This is a genomic window from Brevibacillus soli (assembly GCF_044759095.2).
Taxonomy (GTDB): domain Bacteria; phylum Bacillota; class Bacilli; order Brevibacillales; family Brevibacillaceae; genus JBIYSM02.
This window is the reverse complement of the sequence record NZ_JBIYSM020000006.1, coordinates 33,455-47,150: the sequence shown is the minus strand read 5'-3', so window position 1 is coordinate 47,150 and position 13,696 is coordinate 33,455. Positions and strand designations below refer to the sequence as shown.

General features: G+C 53.6%; 20 protein-coding genes. 18 read left to right on the top strand and 2 right to left on the bottom strand.

The window, feature by feature from the left end; genetic code table 11:
- Positions 1-34 precede the first annotated feature (34 nt).
- Together ACE99V_RS03880 and comA are read right to left on the bottom strand one after the other, a co-directional pair.
- Entirely contained in the window at positions 35-751 is a 717-nt protein-coding gene (locus ACE99V_RS03880; RefSeq protein ID WP_400489958.1) for a 2-phosphosulfolactate phosphatase, read from the bottom strand.
- Positions 742-1,566: a phosphosulfolactate synthase gene (gene comA / locus ACE99V_RS03875; RefSeq protein WP_400489957.1), complete on the bottom strand. Its 825-nt coding sequence runs from the start codon at positions 1,564-1,566 to the stop codon at positions 742-744. Before comA ends, ACE99V_RS03880 begins: the two co-directional genes overlap by 10 nt.
- Positions 1,567-1,717: 151 nt before the next feature.
- On the opposite strand from comA, the gene ACE99V_RS03870 reads away from it, so the two are divergent.
- The 18 genes from ACE99V_RS03870 (at position 1,718) to ACE99V_RS03785 (ending at position 13,670) form a co-directional block, all read left to right on the top strand.
- The gene (locus ACE99V_RS03870) at positions 1,718-1,981 is read left to right on the top strand and encodes a YqhV family protein (protein WP_400489956.1); all 264 of its coding nucleotides are present in this window, start codon (positions 1,718-1,720) and stop codon (positions 1,979-1,981) included.
- Positions 1,982-2,066: 85 nt separating this feature from the next.
- Positions 2,067-2,453, top strand: coding sequence for a CD1247 N-terminal domain-containing protein (locus tag ACE99V_RS03865; protein ID WP_400489955.1), 387 nt, complete (start codon positions 2,067-2,069; stop codon positions 2,451-2,453).
- 160 nt (positions 2,454-2,613) lie between these two features.
- Positions 2,614-3,093 (top strand): DUF2269 family protein, encoded by a 480-nt coding sequence (locus ACE99V_RS03860; RefSeq protein WP_400489954.1) that lies wholly within the window; start codon positions 2,614-2,616, stop codon positions 3,091-3,093.
- 299 nt (positions 3,094-3,392) lie between these two features.
- The gene (spoIIIAA, locus tag ACE99V_RS03855) at positions 3,393-4,349 is read left to right on the top strand and encodes a stage III sporulation protein AA (RefSeq protein WP_400489953.1); all 957 of its coding nucleotides are present in this window, start codon (positions 3,393-3,395) and stop codon (positions 4,347-4,349) included.
- A complete protein-coding gene (gene spoIIIAB, locus ACE99V_RS03850; protein WP_400489952.1) occupies positions 4,343-4,861 on the top strand; it encodes a stage III sporulation protein SpoIIIAB in 519 nt (172 codons plus the stop codon). Before spoIIIAA ends, spoIIIAB begins: the two co-directional genes overlap by 7 nt.
- Positions 4,862-4,876: 15 nt before the next feature.
- Positions 4,877-5,083: a stage III sporulation protein AC gene (gene spoIIIAC / locus ACE99V_RS03845; RefSeq protein WP_400489951.1), complete on the top strand. Its 207-nt coding sequence runs from the start codon at positions 4,877-4,879 to the stop codon at positions 5,081-5,083.
- Positions 5,084-5,103: 20 nt separating this feature from the next.
- Entirely contained in the window at positions 5,104-5,493 is a 390-nt protein-coding gene (gene spoIIIAD, locus ACE99V_RS03840; protein WP_400489950.1) for a stage III sporulation protein AD, read from the top strand.
- Positions 5,494-5,508: 15 nt separating this feature from the next.
- On the top strand, positions 5,509-6,696 hold the full coding sequence (spoIIIAE, locus tag ACE99V_RS03835; protein ID WP_400489949.1) for a stage III sporulation protein AE: 1,188 nt from the start codon (positions 5,509-5,511) through the stop codon (positions 6,694-6,696).
- Positions 6,697-6,706: 10 nt separating this feature from the next.
- Positions 6,707-7,369 (top strand): stage III sporulation protein AF, encoded by a 663-nt coding sequence (spoIIIAF, locus tag ACE99V_RS03830; RefSeq protein ID WP_400489948.1) that lies wholly within the window; start codon positions 6,707-6,709, stop codon positions 7,367-7,369.
- 28 nt (positions 7,370-7,397) lie between these two features.
- Positions 7,398-8,036, top strand: a complete 639-nt coding sequence (spoIIIAG, locus tag ACE99V_RS03825; RefSeq protein ID WP_400489947.1) for a stage III sporulation protein AG — start codon at positions 7,398-7,400, stop codon at positions 8,034-8,036.
- 12 nt (positions 8,037-8,048) lie between these two features.
- Positions 8,049-8,681: a SpoIIIAH-like family protein gene (locus tag ACE99V_RS03820; protein ID WP_400489946.1), complete on the top strand. Its 633-nt coding sequence runs from the start codon at positions 8,049-8,051 to the stop codon at positions 8,679-8,681.
- Between the two features lie 178 nt (positions 8,682-8,859).
- Entirely contained in the window at positions 8,860-9,369 is a 510-nt protein-coding gene (gene accB, locus ACE99V_RS03815) for an acetyl-CoA carboxylase biotin carboxyl carrier protein (protein ID WP_400489945.1), read from the top strand.
- A 20-nt stretch (positions 9,370-9,389) separates the two neighbouring features.
- Complete coding sequence (accC, locus tag ACE99V_RS03810) at positions 9,390-10,745, top strand: acetyl-CoA carboxylase biotin carboxylase subunit (RefSeq protein ID WP_400489944.1); 1,356 nt, start codon at positions 9,390-9,392, stop codon at positions 10,743-10,745.
- Positions 10,746-10,805: 60 nt separating this feature from the next.
- A complete protein-coding gene (locus ACE99V_RS03805) occupies positions 10,806-11,228 on the top strand; it encodes an Asp23/Gls24 family envelope stress response protein (RefSeq protein ID WP_400489943.1) in 423 nt (140 codons plus the stop codon).
- Between the two features lie 233 nt (positions 11,229-11,461).
- The gene (gene amaP / locus ACE99V_RS03800) at positions 11,462-12,019 is read left to right on the top strand and encodes an alkaline shock response membrane anchor protein AmaP (RefSeq protein WP_400489942.1); all 558 of its coding nucleotides are present in this window, start codon (positions 11,462-11,464) and stop codon (positions 12,017-12,019) included.
- Positions 12,020-12,031: 12 nt separating this feature from the next.
- Positions 12,032-12,244, top strand: a complete 213-nt coding sequence (locus tag ACE99V_RS03795) for a DUF2273 domain-containing protein (protein WP_400489941.1) — start codon at positions 12,032-12,034, stop codon at positions 12,242-12,244.
- A gap of 36 nt (positions 12,245-12,280) precedes the next feature.
- Complete coding sequence (nusB, locus tag ACE99V_RS03790) at positions 12,281-12,685, top strand: transcription antitermination factor NusB (RefSeq protein WP_400489940.1); 405 nt, start codon at positions 12,281-12,283, stop codon at positions 12,683-12,685.
- Between the two features lie 16 nt (positions 12,686-12,701).
- Positions 12,702-13,670, top strand: a complete 969-nt coding sequence (locus ACE99V_RS03785; protein ID WP_400489939.1) for a Kae1-like domain-containing protein — start codon at positions 12,702-12,704, stop codon at positions 13,668-13,670.
- Positions 13,671-13,696: the final 26 nt, after the last annotated feature.

Here is a 13,696-nt window from a genome sequence, read left to right as displayed (position 1 = left end):
CGCATCGAACCCCTGTCCCTGTTCTCCTTTCACTCTATGAGACAAGGTGGGGCAGTATTCGTTTTTCCTTGACGACCGGCACCAGGTTGTACCGATCAACCTGACTGCAGTAACGGATGTCGTCTGCAAATTGATGCTGTACGAGCCGTTTCCCTGTTGCGGTTTGCATCAACTGTTGCGGCAGTTGATCGGCGAGAAACAGGTAGCTTGCCCGCAGCGCTTCACCCAGATCGCACACGGTCAACCGGGAGTTCGCCTGCCTCGCCCGATCAATCAGCAATCCTGCGGCCAGACCGTCTTCCAGGGCGAATTCCGATCGCGTTCCGGCGCAGTACAGCGTGATGTCCAAATAATGCGTCAGGGCGTAGTTCATACATGCTGTAGCGTTGAGAAAACAGCCGATCAACAACGCCGGAGCGCGTTCCGCTTTCTGAATGGCGCGGGTGCCGTTGGTGGTGGTCAGGATCAGCTGTTGACCCGGGTGACGGGCCTGCGATAGTGCAGTGGGTGAATTGTTGTAGTCAAAGTCGGAAATTTTACGGCACTGACGCTCACCGGCGAGGACAGTGTCTGCCGAGCGCAGCGCATGGGCCTGCCCGATGGTTTCAACGGGAATCACGCTGCTAAAGCCGTTTCCCAGCGCAGTGACGATGGTGCTGGAGGCCCTCAGCACGTCGATGACAATGACGACCCGGTTGCTGATTTGCTCAAACCGCACTTCCTCCACGGTCGGGACCACTTCTATTCGCACGTAGCCGACCTCCTTTCCTGCAAGATGAAGGCGGCGGTGTCCCCCCGCAAGCCGCGGCGCAGGGTCTCCACGGAGAGGATGTCCGTATGGGCGATGTTCCCCAGATTGACGTCGCTGCCCAGCGTCTGAATCAGCGCCACCTGTTGGTCTTTTTGCGGCGCCTCCCAGATCAACCGGTTTGCATTCCCTTTGGCCAAGCGGCATACCTCTGTTAAAAACGTAGGGTCAACCTGCCCTGCTGCGTCATACAGGCCGACCGTCCCGCTTTCCCTCGCTTCTACGATTACGTAGCCGGCACCCGCTTGTAAATCCTCTTCCATCGACTGCAGCAGTGCCTCCGCCTCAACGCGGAAGTGGACTGCTTTTTTTCCGAACTCCGCATATACTGTCAACCCTGCATCGGCTGCCAATGAGATGGCTCGGCGACGCGCCTCGGGAGAGATGGGTAAGGTTCCGTCAGAGATTTCAATGGAATTGAATCCGATGGCTCTCAATCGCGCCAGGTAGCTTTCGAACGGAGCCTGTTTGCTGGCGATTTCAAAAAAGGTGCCGCCCGGCATGATATGCAGCCCATGGGCTTTGGCCCGTTCCACCTTCTGTTTCAAAAGATCAAGAGGGTACAGCACCGACGTGCCGAATCCCAGCTTGTATATGTCCACATAGTCGGCGGCGAGCGCCAGTATGTCATCGAAAGCGTTGAGTCCGAGGCCTTTATCGATCACCATCGTCAACCCCTTCTTTCGCGGTTTGCCCGGTCGTTTGCACGACGGATCCGCCCAGCTATCGGGCCAGAAGGGTATTTCGTTTCCCCGCATTTGTTCTCCTCATTTCTCCTAGACGATTTGTTTCAGTGTATGCTGTACAAGCGGGAGGAGTGAGTACCCTGCAGGTAGGCGTTCGCCCAGTAAATCCACGACTAATTGCGTGCAATCAAGCATAAGGTGTAGCGAGGAGGGACGAGGAATCATGTGGGAAAAAGCCATTATCGGGATGGCGGCGTTGCGGTTGATGTCGGGAACGATTGAAATTCTGGCGGCGCTTCTCATTCTGAAAGTAAATCAAGTGGAAAAAGCGCTTCTGATCAATTCAGGACTTGCGTTGGTCGGCCCGTTTGTCTTGTTGACTACCACTACGATCGGTCTCGTGGGTCTGTCCGATCGCATCAGCTTTTGGAAAGTCGCCTGGATCTTTTCGGGGGTGGTTTGCATTTTTATCGGGGTTCGCAAGTAATGGTGGTCGAGGCTTCCAATAGTAAGCACAATCTCCCATGGGCACAATACAAGAAGAATACAGCTCTAGGAGGAGGCTTGCGCAGATGGAAAAATTGGCGAAGCAAATTTCGTACCTGCGCGGACTGGCTGACGGGATGGAAGTAAGTGAGGCCAGCCGCGAGGGGAAAATACTCACGGGAATGATCCAACTGCTGGATGATGTTTACGGGGAGCTGCGCGAACTGCATGCCCGCGTGGAGGAAAACGAGGAGTACGCCGAAGCCATTGACAAGGATCTGGAAGACTTGGAGCTGTACACGTACGGTGACGTGGACAATTTGTATGAGACGGTCGGCAATTGTGCGGAAGAGCATGACACTCACGATCGGTATCAGGGGTTTTCCGATCTGGACGACGATGAAGGAGCGTATTTGTACGAAAACGTTCAACCCTCTCGCCAAGAGCAGTTGGAACCTATCAATGCAACGTAATATCCTTTGAAAGCAACGAAACGTCTGCCCGCAAACAGTTGCGGTACAGGCGTTTTTTCTATTTTCTTGAAACAAGCAGGAAGAGAAAAACGGTCTCACCTTTTTGCAACAGCCATACATTACGTATGGATAGGAAGACGATGGAAGGAGGGGAATAACAGTGGAGGCACTGATCGTCATTTTGATTATCGTGCACATCTTGTCAGCCATTGCTTGGCTGGGGGGAGCGATTTTCGAGCGTGCCGTTGTTGTGTCAGCAGTGAAGCAGGCACGGAACACACGATTGGAGTTGTCACATATCATTTTGTATACCCGCAATCTTGGGTACTATGGCACCATTTTGCTCCTTCTGGCGGTCTCTGGGATCATCTTAGCCCTTGTCACCGGATTAGGCTTTTTCCAGGTGATGTGGTTGGGGCTGAAACAAGGAATCTTACTGGGAGCCATTCTGCTCTTTTTTCCGGTCGTGCGTCCTTTGGTGCAACGACTGCAAAGGGAAGCGGTGAAGCTGGAACAGGGAGAACGGGTTGCAACGGAGGATGTGCGCAGTACATTCGCACGGTCACGGTGGTATTTTGCCGTCCTGCATACGGCAGTCCTTGTCAATGTCCTGTTGGCGACAGTGTTTCGCGGAGAGTAAGGAGAGGGAACGTAACGGAACCGATAGGGAAGGGAAAGTCCGGCATGTTTGGTCGGGCTCTCCCTTCTTTTTTGGTGTATAAGAATTTAAAATTTGGACATCCCATACAGCCGCTAGAAAAGTGTTCGGGGCCCCAGCCGACACCAGCGATCGCTTAAGTCGGCTGGGTTTTCTTATTGGGTGGTCCTCTTGGCACACAGGGTATTTTCTAAGCATAAACCTCGTCCCATCCTGCATAGGAATGAGATAAGTCAATGTGGACAAACGCAGGTGTGTCAGCAACAAAGGAGGGAAGCGATGTGAAAGAGATCATGACCATTTTGCCGGCATCTGTTCGGACCATCCTGACCACATTGCCCTCCGCTGTCAGGGACCATCTGGAGGAAATTCGCCTGAGGCAAAACCAGCCGCTGGAAATTCGTTACGGGCAGCAGTCCAGTTACGTTTCGCCTTCCGGACAACTAACCTCCAACGCCCGACAGGGGTGGGTGTTTACAGATGAGCAGGCGGGCAAGCTGCTTAATTTGATTAGTCAGCACTCCCTTTACGCATTGGAAGAAGAGCTGAAACGGGGATACATTACCGTGGTGGGGGGGCACCGTATCGGCATTGCCGGCAAAGTTGTCATGGAACATGGTGAAGTAAAGGGGATTCGGGACGTCACCAGCTTCAACATCCGGATTGCCAGGGAGAAAAAAGGGGTGGCCCAAAAGGTTCTTCCCCATCTTTTTGAAAACGGCCGGGTGCAAAATACCCTGATTGTCTCCCCGCCGCAGTGCGGCAAAACCACACTGCTGCGCGACATTGCCCGCTCCCTCAGCTACGGCAGCGAATGGTCATCCAGCCGCAAAGTGGCGATTGTGGACGAGCGTTCCGAACTGGCGGGCTGTTTGCAGGGGGTGCCGCAGCGGGACGTGGGTCCCCGTACCGACGTGCTCGATGCTTGTCCGAAAGCGGTCGGCATGATGATGATGATTCGCTCCATGTCGCCGGATGTTCTCGTTGTCGATGAAATTGGCCGCACCGAAGACGGCGAAGCAGTATGGGAGGCGATACACGCAGGTGTTGCCATCATCTGTTCCGCCCACGGAGTCGACGTCGGTGAAGTCGCCAATCGACCCACCCTCGGCAAGCTGATCCAGTACGGGGTGTTTTCCCGATACGTCGTGTTGAGCCGGGCGAACGGAGCGGGTACGATTCAGGGCATTTACGATCGAAGTCTCACCGCATTTGAAAAGGAGAAGGTGCCATGGTGAAGCTGATCGGTGCCGTGTTGATTCTTTTCTCCGCTTCCATGGTGGGCTGGCAGATCGGCAGGTATTACGCCTACCGCCCCGTTCAGCTGAGAGCTTTGCTGGTTGCTCTGCAGATGCTCGAAACCGAAATCGTTTACGGCTTGACGCCGCTGCATCGGGCGCTGATGAAAATCGGCCATCGCATTCAACGGGAAGTAGGACAGCTGTTCCTGACAACGGCGGAACTGCTGATTGCCGAAGAGACGCAAAGCGTAGAGGTGTGCCTCTTGAAATCGATTGGAAAGCACTGGTCGAACACGGCTCTGGGCAAGCAGGAAAAAGCGGTCCTGTCCAGCCTGGGTCAGGTGTTGGGGGCATCGGATCGAGAGGACCAGCAGAAGCATCTGCGACTGGCGATTACCCACCTGAGAGGGCTGGAGGAAGAAGCCAGGACAGAGCAGGAGAAATACGAAAAAATGTACAAAAGCCTCGGATTTCTAGGCGGGCTGCTCGTGGTCATCCTGATGTTCTAAAGCGAGGTGTTAACCGTGGATTTTAACGACTTAAAACCTATTTTCCAAATAGCGGGGGTAGGGTTCATTGCAGCCATTATCCATACTGTCTGCAAACAGGCGGGTAAAGAAGATTACGCACATTGGGCGACACTATTAGGTTTCATTGTGGTGATGTATATGGTTGCAAATTATCTAGGCGACCTGTTCTCCGAGGTGAAACGCGTGTTCCTTTTTAATTGACAGGAAGGGGGAGAGCGATAATGGAGATCGTACAAATCGTCGGCCTGGGGCTTGTCGCAACCATTCTCGCTTTGGTGATCAAAGAACAGAAGCCCATGTTCGCCTTCCTGTTAGCGTTAATGAGCGGTATTCTTATCTTTTACTTTCTCATCGATAAAATATGGGAAGTAATTCGTATCCTCGAACGGTTGGCGGTTCAGGCCGATCTCAACCTGGTGTTCCTGGAGACGATCCTGAAAATCATCGGAATTGCCTACATCGCGGAATTTGGCGCACAAATGACGCGAGATGCAGGTCAGGGGGGGATCGCCTCCAAGATCGAACTGGCGGGAAAAGTGCTGATCCTCGTAATGGCCGTACCGATCATCCAGATTATCATCGAAACAGTGATTGACCTCTTGCCGGCGTAAACGATAAAGGAGGGGATGCCCGTGGCGCGCGTAGGCTGGTCAATCGTACTCATCCTGCTGCTCTTCCTGCCTGCAGCCGAAGTCCTGGCCGCTGAGCCATCCACCGCGAACCCCATCAATGAACTGGTTCGGCAGCAGGTGGATCACCTGCAGTTGGACAGAGTAGAGCAATTCTGGCAGAAAACCTTGCGGGAGTATCAGGGTTACCTTCCCGACCTGAAGTCGCCCGGATTCGTCCAGCTGCTCATGCAGGATGGAGAGATCAGCTTTCTGGGCGTGTTGAAGGGGATGGGCAAGTTCGTTTTTCACGAAGTTCTGATGAACGGAAAGCTGCTCAGCTCCATTATTCTCATCACCGTGTTTGCCATGATCCTGGAGAACATGCAAAACGCGTTCGAGCGCAATACGGTGACGACCGTCGCCTACGGGATCGCCTACCTGGTGCTGATGGTACTGGCCATCAACAGTTTTCACGTGGCCATCTCGTACGCAAAGGATGCCATCCGGGACATGTCCGACTTTATGCTGGCAATGATTCCTCTGGTAATTGCCCTTCTGGCCTCGGTGGGCAACCTCGCTTCAGCGACCATGTTTCACCCGCTGATAATCTTCATGATCAATACGAGCGGGATCATCATTTCAACGGTGGTGTTTCCCCTGCTGTTCTTGTCCGCGATGCTTTCCATCGCGAGCCTGTTTTCCGAACGCTACAAGGTTACACAATTGGCTGCCCTGCTGCGCAACATCGCAATGGGCGTGCTCGGTTCCTTTCTCACTATCTTTCTCACCGTCATCTCCATTCAGGGGGCGACCTCAGCGGTAGCCGACGGCGTGACGCTCCGGACAGCCAAGTACCTGACAGGAAATTTCATCCCGGTTGTCGGCCGAATGTTTTCCGACGCTGCCGACACGGTATTAAACGCATCTATACTGGTGAAAAACGCGGTCGGGTTGGCTGGAGTCTTTATCCTTCTCGTGCTTTGCGCCTTTCCGGCATTAAAAATACTCGTACTGGCGCTGATTTACAACATCTCCTCGGCGGTACTGCAGCCACTGGGAAGCAGCCCGATCATTTCGGCGCTGGGGACCATCGGAAAAAGCCTGCTGTTCGTGTTCGCCGCTCTGGCAACGGTAGGGCTGATGTTCTTCCTGGCGATTACCATAATCATTGCAGCCGGCAACATATCCATGATGGTTCGGTAGGTGAGAGCGTATGGCATGGCTGACGTTATGGCTGAAAAAAATTATTCTGCTGGTCCTGCTCGCCGCGTTCCTCGACTTGATTCTGCCCAACACCAGCATGCAGCGGTACGTGAAAATGGTAATGGGGCTGATCATTCTCCTGACGATTATCTCTCCGGTGTTCGCCCTGTTTAATCTGTCCCAGGAGGAACTGGCAGTACGGCTGGATCGCTACCAGGAAGAACTCGACAAACCTCCCGATCAGGAGTGGAAACGCATGACAGACAAGCTGCTCGGACAACGCGACCAACAAATGACGGAATATGTGAAATCACAAATGGAGGCCGCCATTCGCGCCCAGGTAAAAGAAACCCACGGTGTGGAGCTTAGCTCGGTAGAAGTGAGTTTTGATGCCGAGAGCACGGATCAGCCTTCCATCAGCCGCATTGAATTAGTCATCGGACAACCGGATGAGCGAACCGGTAAATCCGTTGAGCCGGTTAAACCAATCGAACCGGTCGTCATTGCCGTAGGCCGATCCCCTGCCCATCCGGACGGGGCCGATCTGCCGGCGGCAGCCAAGCCTCGCGATCCTCTTCATCTGCAAATCGCAGAAGGGGTGGCGCGTGAATGGGGAGTGGAGGTGCGGCAGGTAAGCGTAACGGGAAAAACCGGTCGGGCTGTCAGGCAGTAACGATTTTTCCGAGAGTGAGGTGATAAGCATGTTCGCCAAGTGGAAGAAGCTCCTTGGAGGCGACTCAGGGGAAAAAAAGTTGAAGCCGATCCACTACTTTATCGTCCTGTTGGGGATCGGCATGGCGGTGATGATTCTGACCGACTTCCTGAATATGGAGCGTGACGAACCGCTCAGCTTCGTCGCAGGCGGCCAGGGAGCGGCGGGCGATCCGCCCTCCGGGGATTCTGCACCGGCTTTGGGCGGATCCGTCGGCAATGACATCATCGCCGAATACGAAAACCTCTACGAGACCCAGCTGAAAGAAATCCTCGGCACGGTCGTTGGGGTGGGCGCTGTCGAAGTAATGGTCAACCTGGATTCCACGCCGGAGATGATCGTCGCAGAGAATCGCAATTCCCGTTCGTCCACCACGCAGGAAACCGATAAAGACAGAGCGACACGCAACACCAGTGACCAATCGCGAGATGAAGAAGTGATTGTCGTGCAGGGAAACAAGCAGGAGCAGCCTGTCGTGGTCAAAACCTTGAAACCAAAGGTGAGAGGGGTGCTTGTCGTAGCAAAAGGAGCAGAGAATATCCAGGTAAAAGCGTGGATTACGGAAGCCGTTCAAAAAGTGCTTGACGTACCCGCGTATAAAATATCCATATTGCCAAAAAAAGGCTAGGAGGAATGAAAAATGGTACTTCGCAAACAAACGGTTTGGCTGTTGACGATGTTGGCTGTGATGGTCGTCCTGTCGGGATATTACCTCGCCAAAGGGCCAGAGGAGCAGGTGCCCGCCCTCTCCGAGGAACAACAAGGAACCGACACACTCTCCGGCGTGGTGGTCGACTCCCGGCAAACCGACCAACCGGCTCCTGACGCGACCCCGGTGGAGGGGCAAAACGGCCTGGTTGGTGCTCCGGCAACAGACTCTGCAAACAGCACCAACGAAACCATCCCGGTGGCCGACACCCCGAGCGACGTATTCCAGGGTTATAAAATGAAGCGGGAAGCGTTGACACAGCAGCAAAAGGATGAGCAAATGTCCATCATGAGCAACGGAGATTCCACCCCGCAAGCGGTCGCCGAAGCCAAGGCCAAGTACGAGGAACTCTCCAATCTGGAAAATGCAACCCTTTCGCTGGAAGAACTGCTGAAGGCGAGCGGTTATAAAGACGCGGTCGTATTTGTTCAAAACGACAAGGTAACGGTCATCGTTCAAAAGGAGAAACTGGCAGCCAACGAAGTGGTCGATATTATCGCCCAAGTGAAGCAGCAGCTGAACGTCCCAGGCAAAAACGTAACCGTCCAATTTAAAGCGTCGTAATAAGTTTCGCCCGATTCGGGCAAGCTGGTAAGGGTTTCCTCTCTTTCCAACTGAAAGAGGAGAGAGGAAATCCTTTCTTGACGTTGTGCGGGCAACAGGCTACCATGATAATTATTACCTGCTCATACATGCTTGTATAACTCCATTGAACATCTTTCGACTGAAGGAGTGCGTACGTGTGTTGAAAATTCATGAAATCCGCGAAATGATCAAGTTGATTGACCAATCTTCGATTAAAGAATTTGAACTGGAAATTGATGGCGCAAAGGTAACCATGAAGAAATCCGGAGGCGTGGTACAGGAGACCATCGTACCGCAACCGGTCGTCCAGACCGTTTCGGCCGCGGCAGCCGCACCGGCTCCCGTGATGGAAGCGACACCAGCCCCTGTACGGGCGGAAACGGCACCAGCGGTTGCTCCAGCCGCACCAGCGGTGGACGAAGCCAACCTGCACAAAATCGTTTCGCCCATGGTGGGCACATTCTACCGTTCGCCCGAACCTGGCAAACCGGCGTATGTGCAGCCAGGTGACAAGGTGACGCCCAACAAAGTCGTCTGCATCGTGGAAGCGATGAAGCTGTTTAATGAGATTGAAGCAGAGGTAAACGGAGAAATTGTCAAGGTTCTTGTAGAGGATGGACAGCTGGTTGAATACGGCCAGCCGCTGTTCCTGGTGAAGCCAGAATAATAAAGAGGGAGGAGAGCGGAATGTTTCAAAAGGTATTGATTGCCAACCGCGGGGAAATTGCGGTGCGAGTCATCCGCGCCTGCCGAGAGCTTGGAATTCGTTCGGTTGCTGTCTATTCCGAGGCAGACCGCGATTCGCTGCATGTAAAGCTGGCGGACGAGGCCTATTGCATCGGGCCGACAGCCTCCAAAGAGAGCTACTTGAACATCGCCAGCATCATGAGTGTGGCCACCAAGGTTGGTGCCGACGCCATCCATCCGGGATACGGCTTTCTCGCCGAAAACGCCGACTTCGCAGAGATCTGCGCAGCATGCAATATTACGTTTATCGGTCCGGAACCTGAGGCCATCATCAAGATGGGGGACAAGTCCACGGCCAAGGAAACGATGAAAGCGGCTGGAGTTCCGACCGTTCCGGGAACAGACGGGTTGGTGGACGATATTCAGGAAGCTGTACGCACCGCGAACGAAATCGGCTATCCGGTGATGGTGAAGGCAACGGCCGGCGGTGGAGGGCGCGGAATGCGCGTCGCCGTCAACGACGAGGATCTGGAGAAGGCGATCCGCCAGGCTCAGAACGAAGCCAAAACGGCATTCGGGAACCCCGGCGTCTACCTGGAAAAATTCGTTGAGGGGCCGCGTCACGTGGAAATTCAGATTATGGCCGATAAATTCGGCAACGTCGTTTACCTGGGCGAACGTGACTGCTCGATTCAGCGGCGCCATCAAAAATTGATTGAGGAAGCGCCGTCTCCCGCGCTGAGTGAAGAACTGCGTCATCAAATGGGGATGGCGGCCGTGGCGGCGGCAAAGGCAGTCAATTACCACGGCGCCGGAACCGTCGAGTTTTTGCTCGACAAGCACGGCAAGTTTTATTTTATGGAGATGAACACCCGCATTCAGGTAGAGCATCCGGTGACCGAACTGGTTACGGGCTTTGATCTGATCAAGGAACAGATCACGGTGGCAGCAGGGATGCCGCTGTCGTTCAGGCAGGAAGACGTGGTTCTCAACGGCTGGGCCATCGAGTGCCGGATTAACGCGGAAAACCCGGCGAAAAACTTCATGCCGTCCCCAGGACGCATCACCAATTACCTGGCGCCTGGCGGTTTTGGCGTGCGGGTGGACAGCGCCGCCTACGCCGGATACACAATACCGCCGTATTACGACTCGATGATCGCAAAACTGATCGTTTGGGGCAAGACCCGTCAGGAAGCGATTGAACGAATGAAGCGGGCGCTTGGGGAATTTGCCGTGGAGGGCATATCGACCACAATCCCGTTCCACTTGAAGGTATTGGAACATGAAGTGTTTGTCAGCGGTGAGTTTGACACCAAATTCCTGGAAAACCACAACTTGAACCTGGATGAGGCCTAGTTTGTAAAATCCGGGCTCGCTTGTTATAATGGAATATAAAGCCATTGGGAGGTGCGAAAAATGGAAGAGTTTACTCCGGATGTTGATAGAACCGAACTTGGAAAGGTCCAGATCGCTCCCGAAGTATTGGAAGTAATCGCTGGCATGGCAGCCTCGGAAGTGGAAGGGGTCGCCCACATGAGCGGCGGATTTGTCGGAGAAATAGCCGAACGGTTAGGCCGTAAAAATATCGCGCGCGGCGTGCGTGTGGAAGTGGGTTCCCGCGAAGCGGCAGTAGACGTATCGATTATCGTAAAATACGGACACCGCATCCCGGATGTCGCCCGAAATATTCAAGATAGTGTGCGCAACGCAATCGAAAGCATGACCGGGCTGTCAGTTGTCGAGGTAAACGTACATATCATCGATGTGGAACTGAAGCCGGAAGAAAAGACACAAGCCGTCACGGTTGCGGCAGCTGAAGAGTTCCAACGCGTGCGCTAGTTCCCGCATGAAACGGATGCCCCCTGACTAGGGGGCATTTTCCGCATCAGAGGTAATTTGAAAAGTTCCGGGAAACAATGCCGTCGCATTTCAGTTGCGCCGCACAGGATGTGAAAGTGTCGGCGTTGCCCCATGGATGGGGCGCTTTTAGCCGACCTCGCGACTGCCACGACTCGAACTGCTCGGCTCTGTTTGTCCTCCTTTTCAAATTTGTTACAAAAGGAGAGATGCTTGTGAACTTGTTTGATCGTTTTATCCTGACGATTTACAGTTTTGCCCTGATCGTGCTGTCGTGTATCATGATTGGTGTAACCAGCGGACTCATCCCTGCTGATTACGTTCGTCCATATGTTGAACAAATGCTCTCCGGCACCCAAATGGCCTATCTCATCGTGGCTGTCATTTTCCTCGTGGTCAGCTTGCGCTTTTTCTTCAGCTCGTTTCGCAGGCAAAAACGGAAGGGCGAAAAGGGAATCCGGCAGCACAGCGATCTGGGAGAAGTGAACATCACCCTGCAAACCATCCAGACGATCGCCGAGCGGGCTGCCCGCCGAATCAAGGGCGTTCGCGACCTGAAGACTTCGGTGAAGGCGGTGGAGAGCGGCAACATCATTGCGCTTCGTGTCTCTGTAGACGGAGAGACCCCGCTGCCTGAGCTGACACAGAAAATGCAATACGACGTAAAAAATCAGGTAGAGTCCATTGCCGGTGTCGCCATTGCAGAAGTCTCGGTAATCGTGACCGAAGTCGCCCAGCCGGACCATTACACGGTCCGCAGACGTGTGGAATAGAGGGTGAGCGCGATGATATGGGAGTTGCTTTGGGAACACAAGGGGAAACTAATCGGGGTTGCAGCCGGACTTTTTTTCGGCATGATCTACCTTCTTGTCGGGTTTTGGGATACACTAGTGTTTGTTGTTTTTACGGGAACCGGGTATTACATCGGGCGCAAACTGGATCAAAAGGAAGATTTGCGGGAGATTCTCGACCGCATTCTTCCAGGTAAGTTCAGGTAACAGAAAATCATGCATTTTGCACAGAAGGTGAACGGTATGAAACGCAGAACAGCACGAGAAAAAGCAGTCCAATGCTTGTTTCAAATTGACATGGCGGACGTGACACTGGAAGACGCGATCGCGCTTGTCATGGAAGACAGCGAGGAAGACTCCCAGTACATGCGTTGGCTGGTAGAGCAAACGCTGAAGAATCTGCCGCAGATTGATGAAGAAATCAAAAAATACCTGCGCGGCTGGCAATTGGAGCGGATTGCCAATGTTGACCGCGCGATCCTTCGTCTGGCTTTCTTCGAAATGATGTTCGAAGAAGGCATTCCGGACAAGGTGGTTGTGAACGAAGCGATTGAGATCGCCAAATTGTTCAGCGACGAGCAGTCCCACCGCTATATCAACGGTGTGTTGTCAAGCTTTTTGCAAACGCGTCAAACGACGCAGTCGTAAGCGAGTGTGAGTGCAAATGACGAAGGTATTGTTGGGGATTGATACAAGCAACTACCGGACATCACTTTGCCTGGCAAGGGAAGACGGTCAGATTGTGGCAGAGGCCAAACGCCTCCTTCGTGTTAAGGAAGGAAAACGCGGTCTGCAGCAATCGGAAGCCGTCTTTCAGCATGTGATGAACCTGCCGGAACTAAGTGAGCAGATGAAGCTGATCGACTATGAAATCGTCGCCGTCTGTGTGAGTGAAAAACCGCGCCCCGTCGATCAGTCGTACATGCCGGTATTTAAGGTTGGGGAAGGGTTGGCCAAATCGCTCTCAGCGTATTTGCGGATTCCCTGCTATTTGACGACCCATCAGGAAGGGCACATTGCGGCGGGGGAATACACGGCGGACAAGCGTCCTTCTGGCGATACTTTTCTCGCCGTCCATCTTTCAGGGGGAACGAGCGAGATTCTGGTTTGCCGGAGGCAAAGAGCGGGCTATGAGATTGAAAAGATAGGCGGTACCGCAGATTTGCATGCCGGTCAATTGGTGGATCGAATCGGCGTCGCCTTGGGGCTTCCATTCCCGGCCGGTCCTGCATTGGAAGAATTGGCGCGTCAGGCGGCAGGGGATTTTCGCGTACCTTCTTCCGTTGAGGGCCTTTCGTTCAGCTTTTCCGGACCGGAGGCGTCACTTTTACGCGCTGTAGAAAAAAATGTCGCTCCCGCCGAGATTGCCCGTGCGACAGAACAGTGTGTGGCCAACACGTTGGAAAAAGCGCTGCGTGCAGCGGTGGAAGCCGGCTGGTCCAAGGAAATACTCATTGTGGGCGGCGTGGCAGCCAATCAGTACATACGCGAACGTCTGATCAAGCGGCTGGAACATCCGGCTGTGAGGGCGAAGCTTTTTTTCTCTGACCCCGTTTACTCCGGCGACAACGCCTACGGAGTAGCAATGCTCGGCTGGGCAAAACACAAAAACACGAACAATGAATCTAAATAAAGAATAAAGATTCGTCTTTACACAAA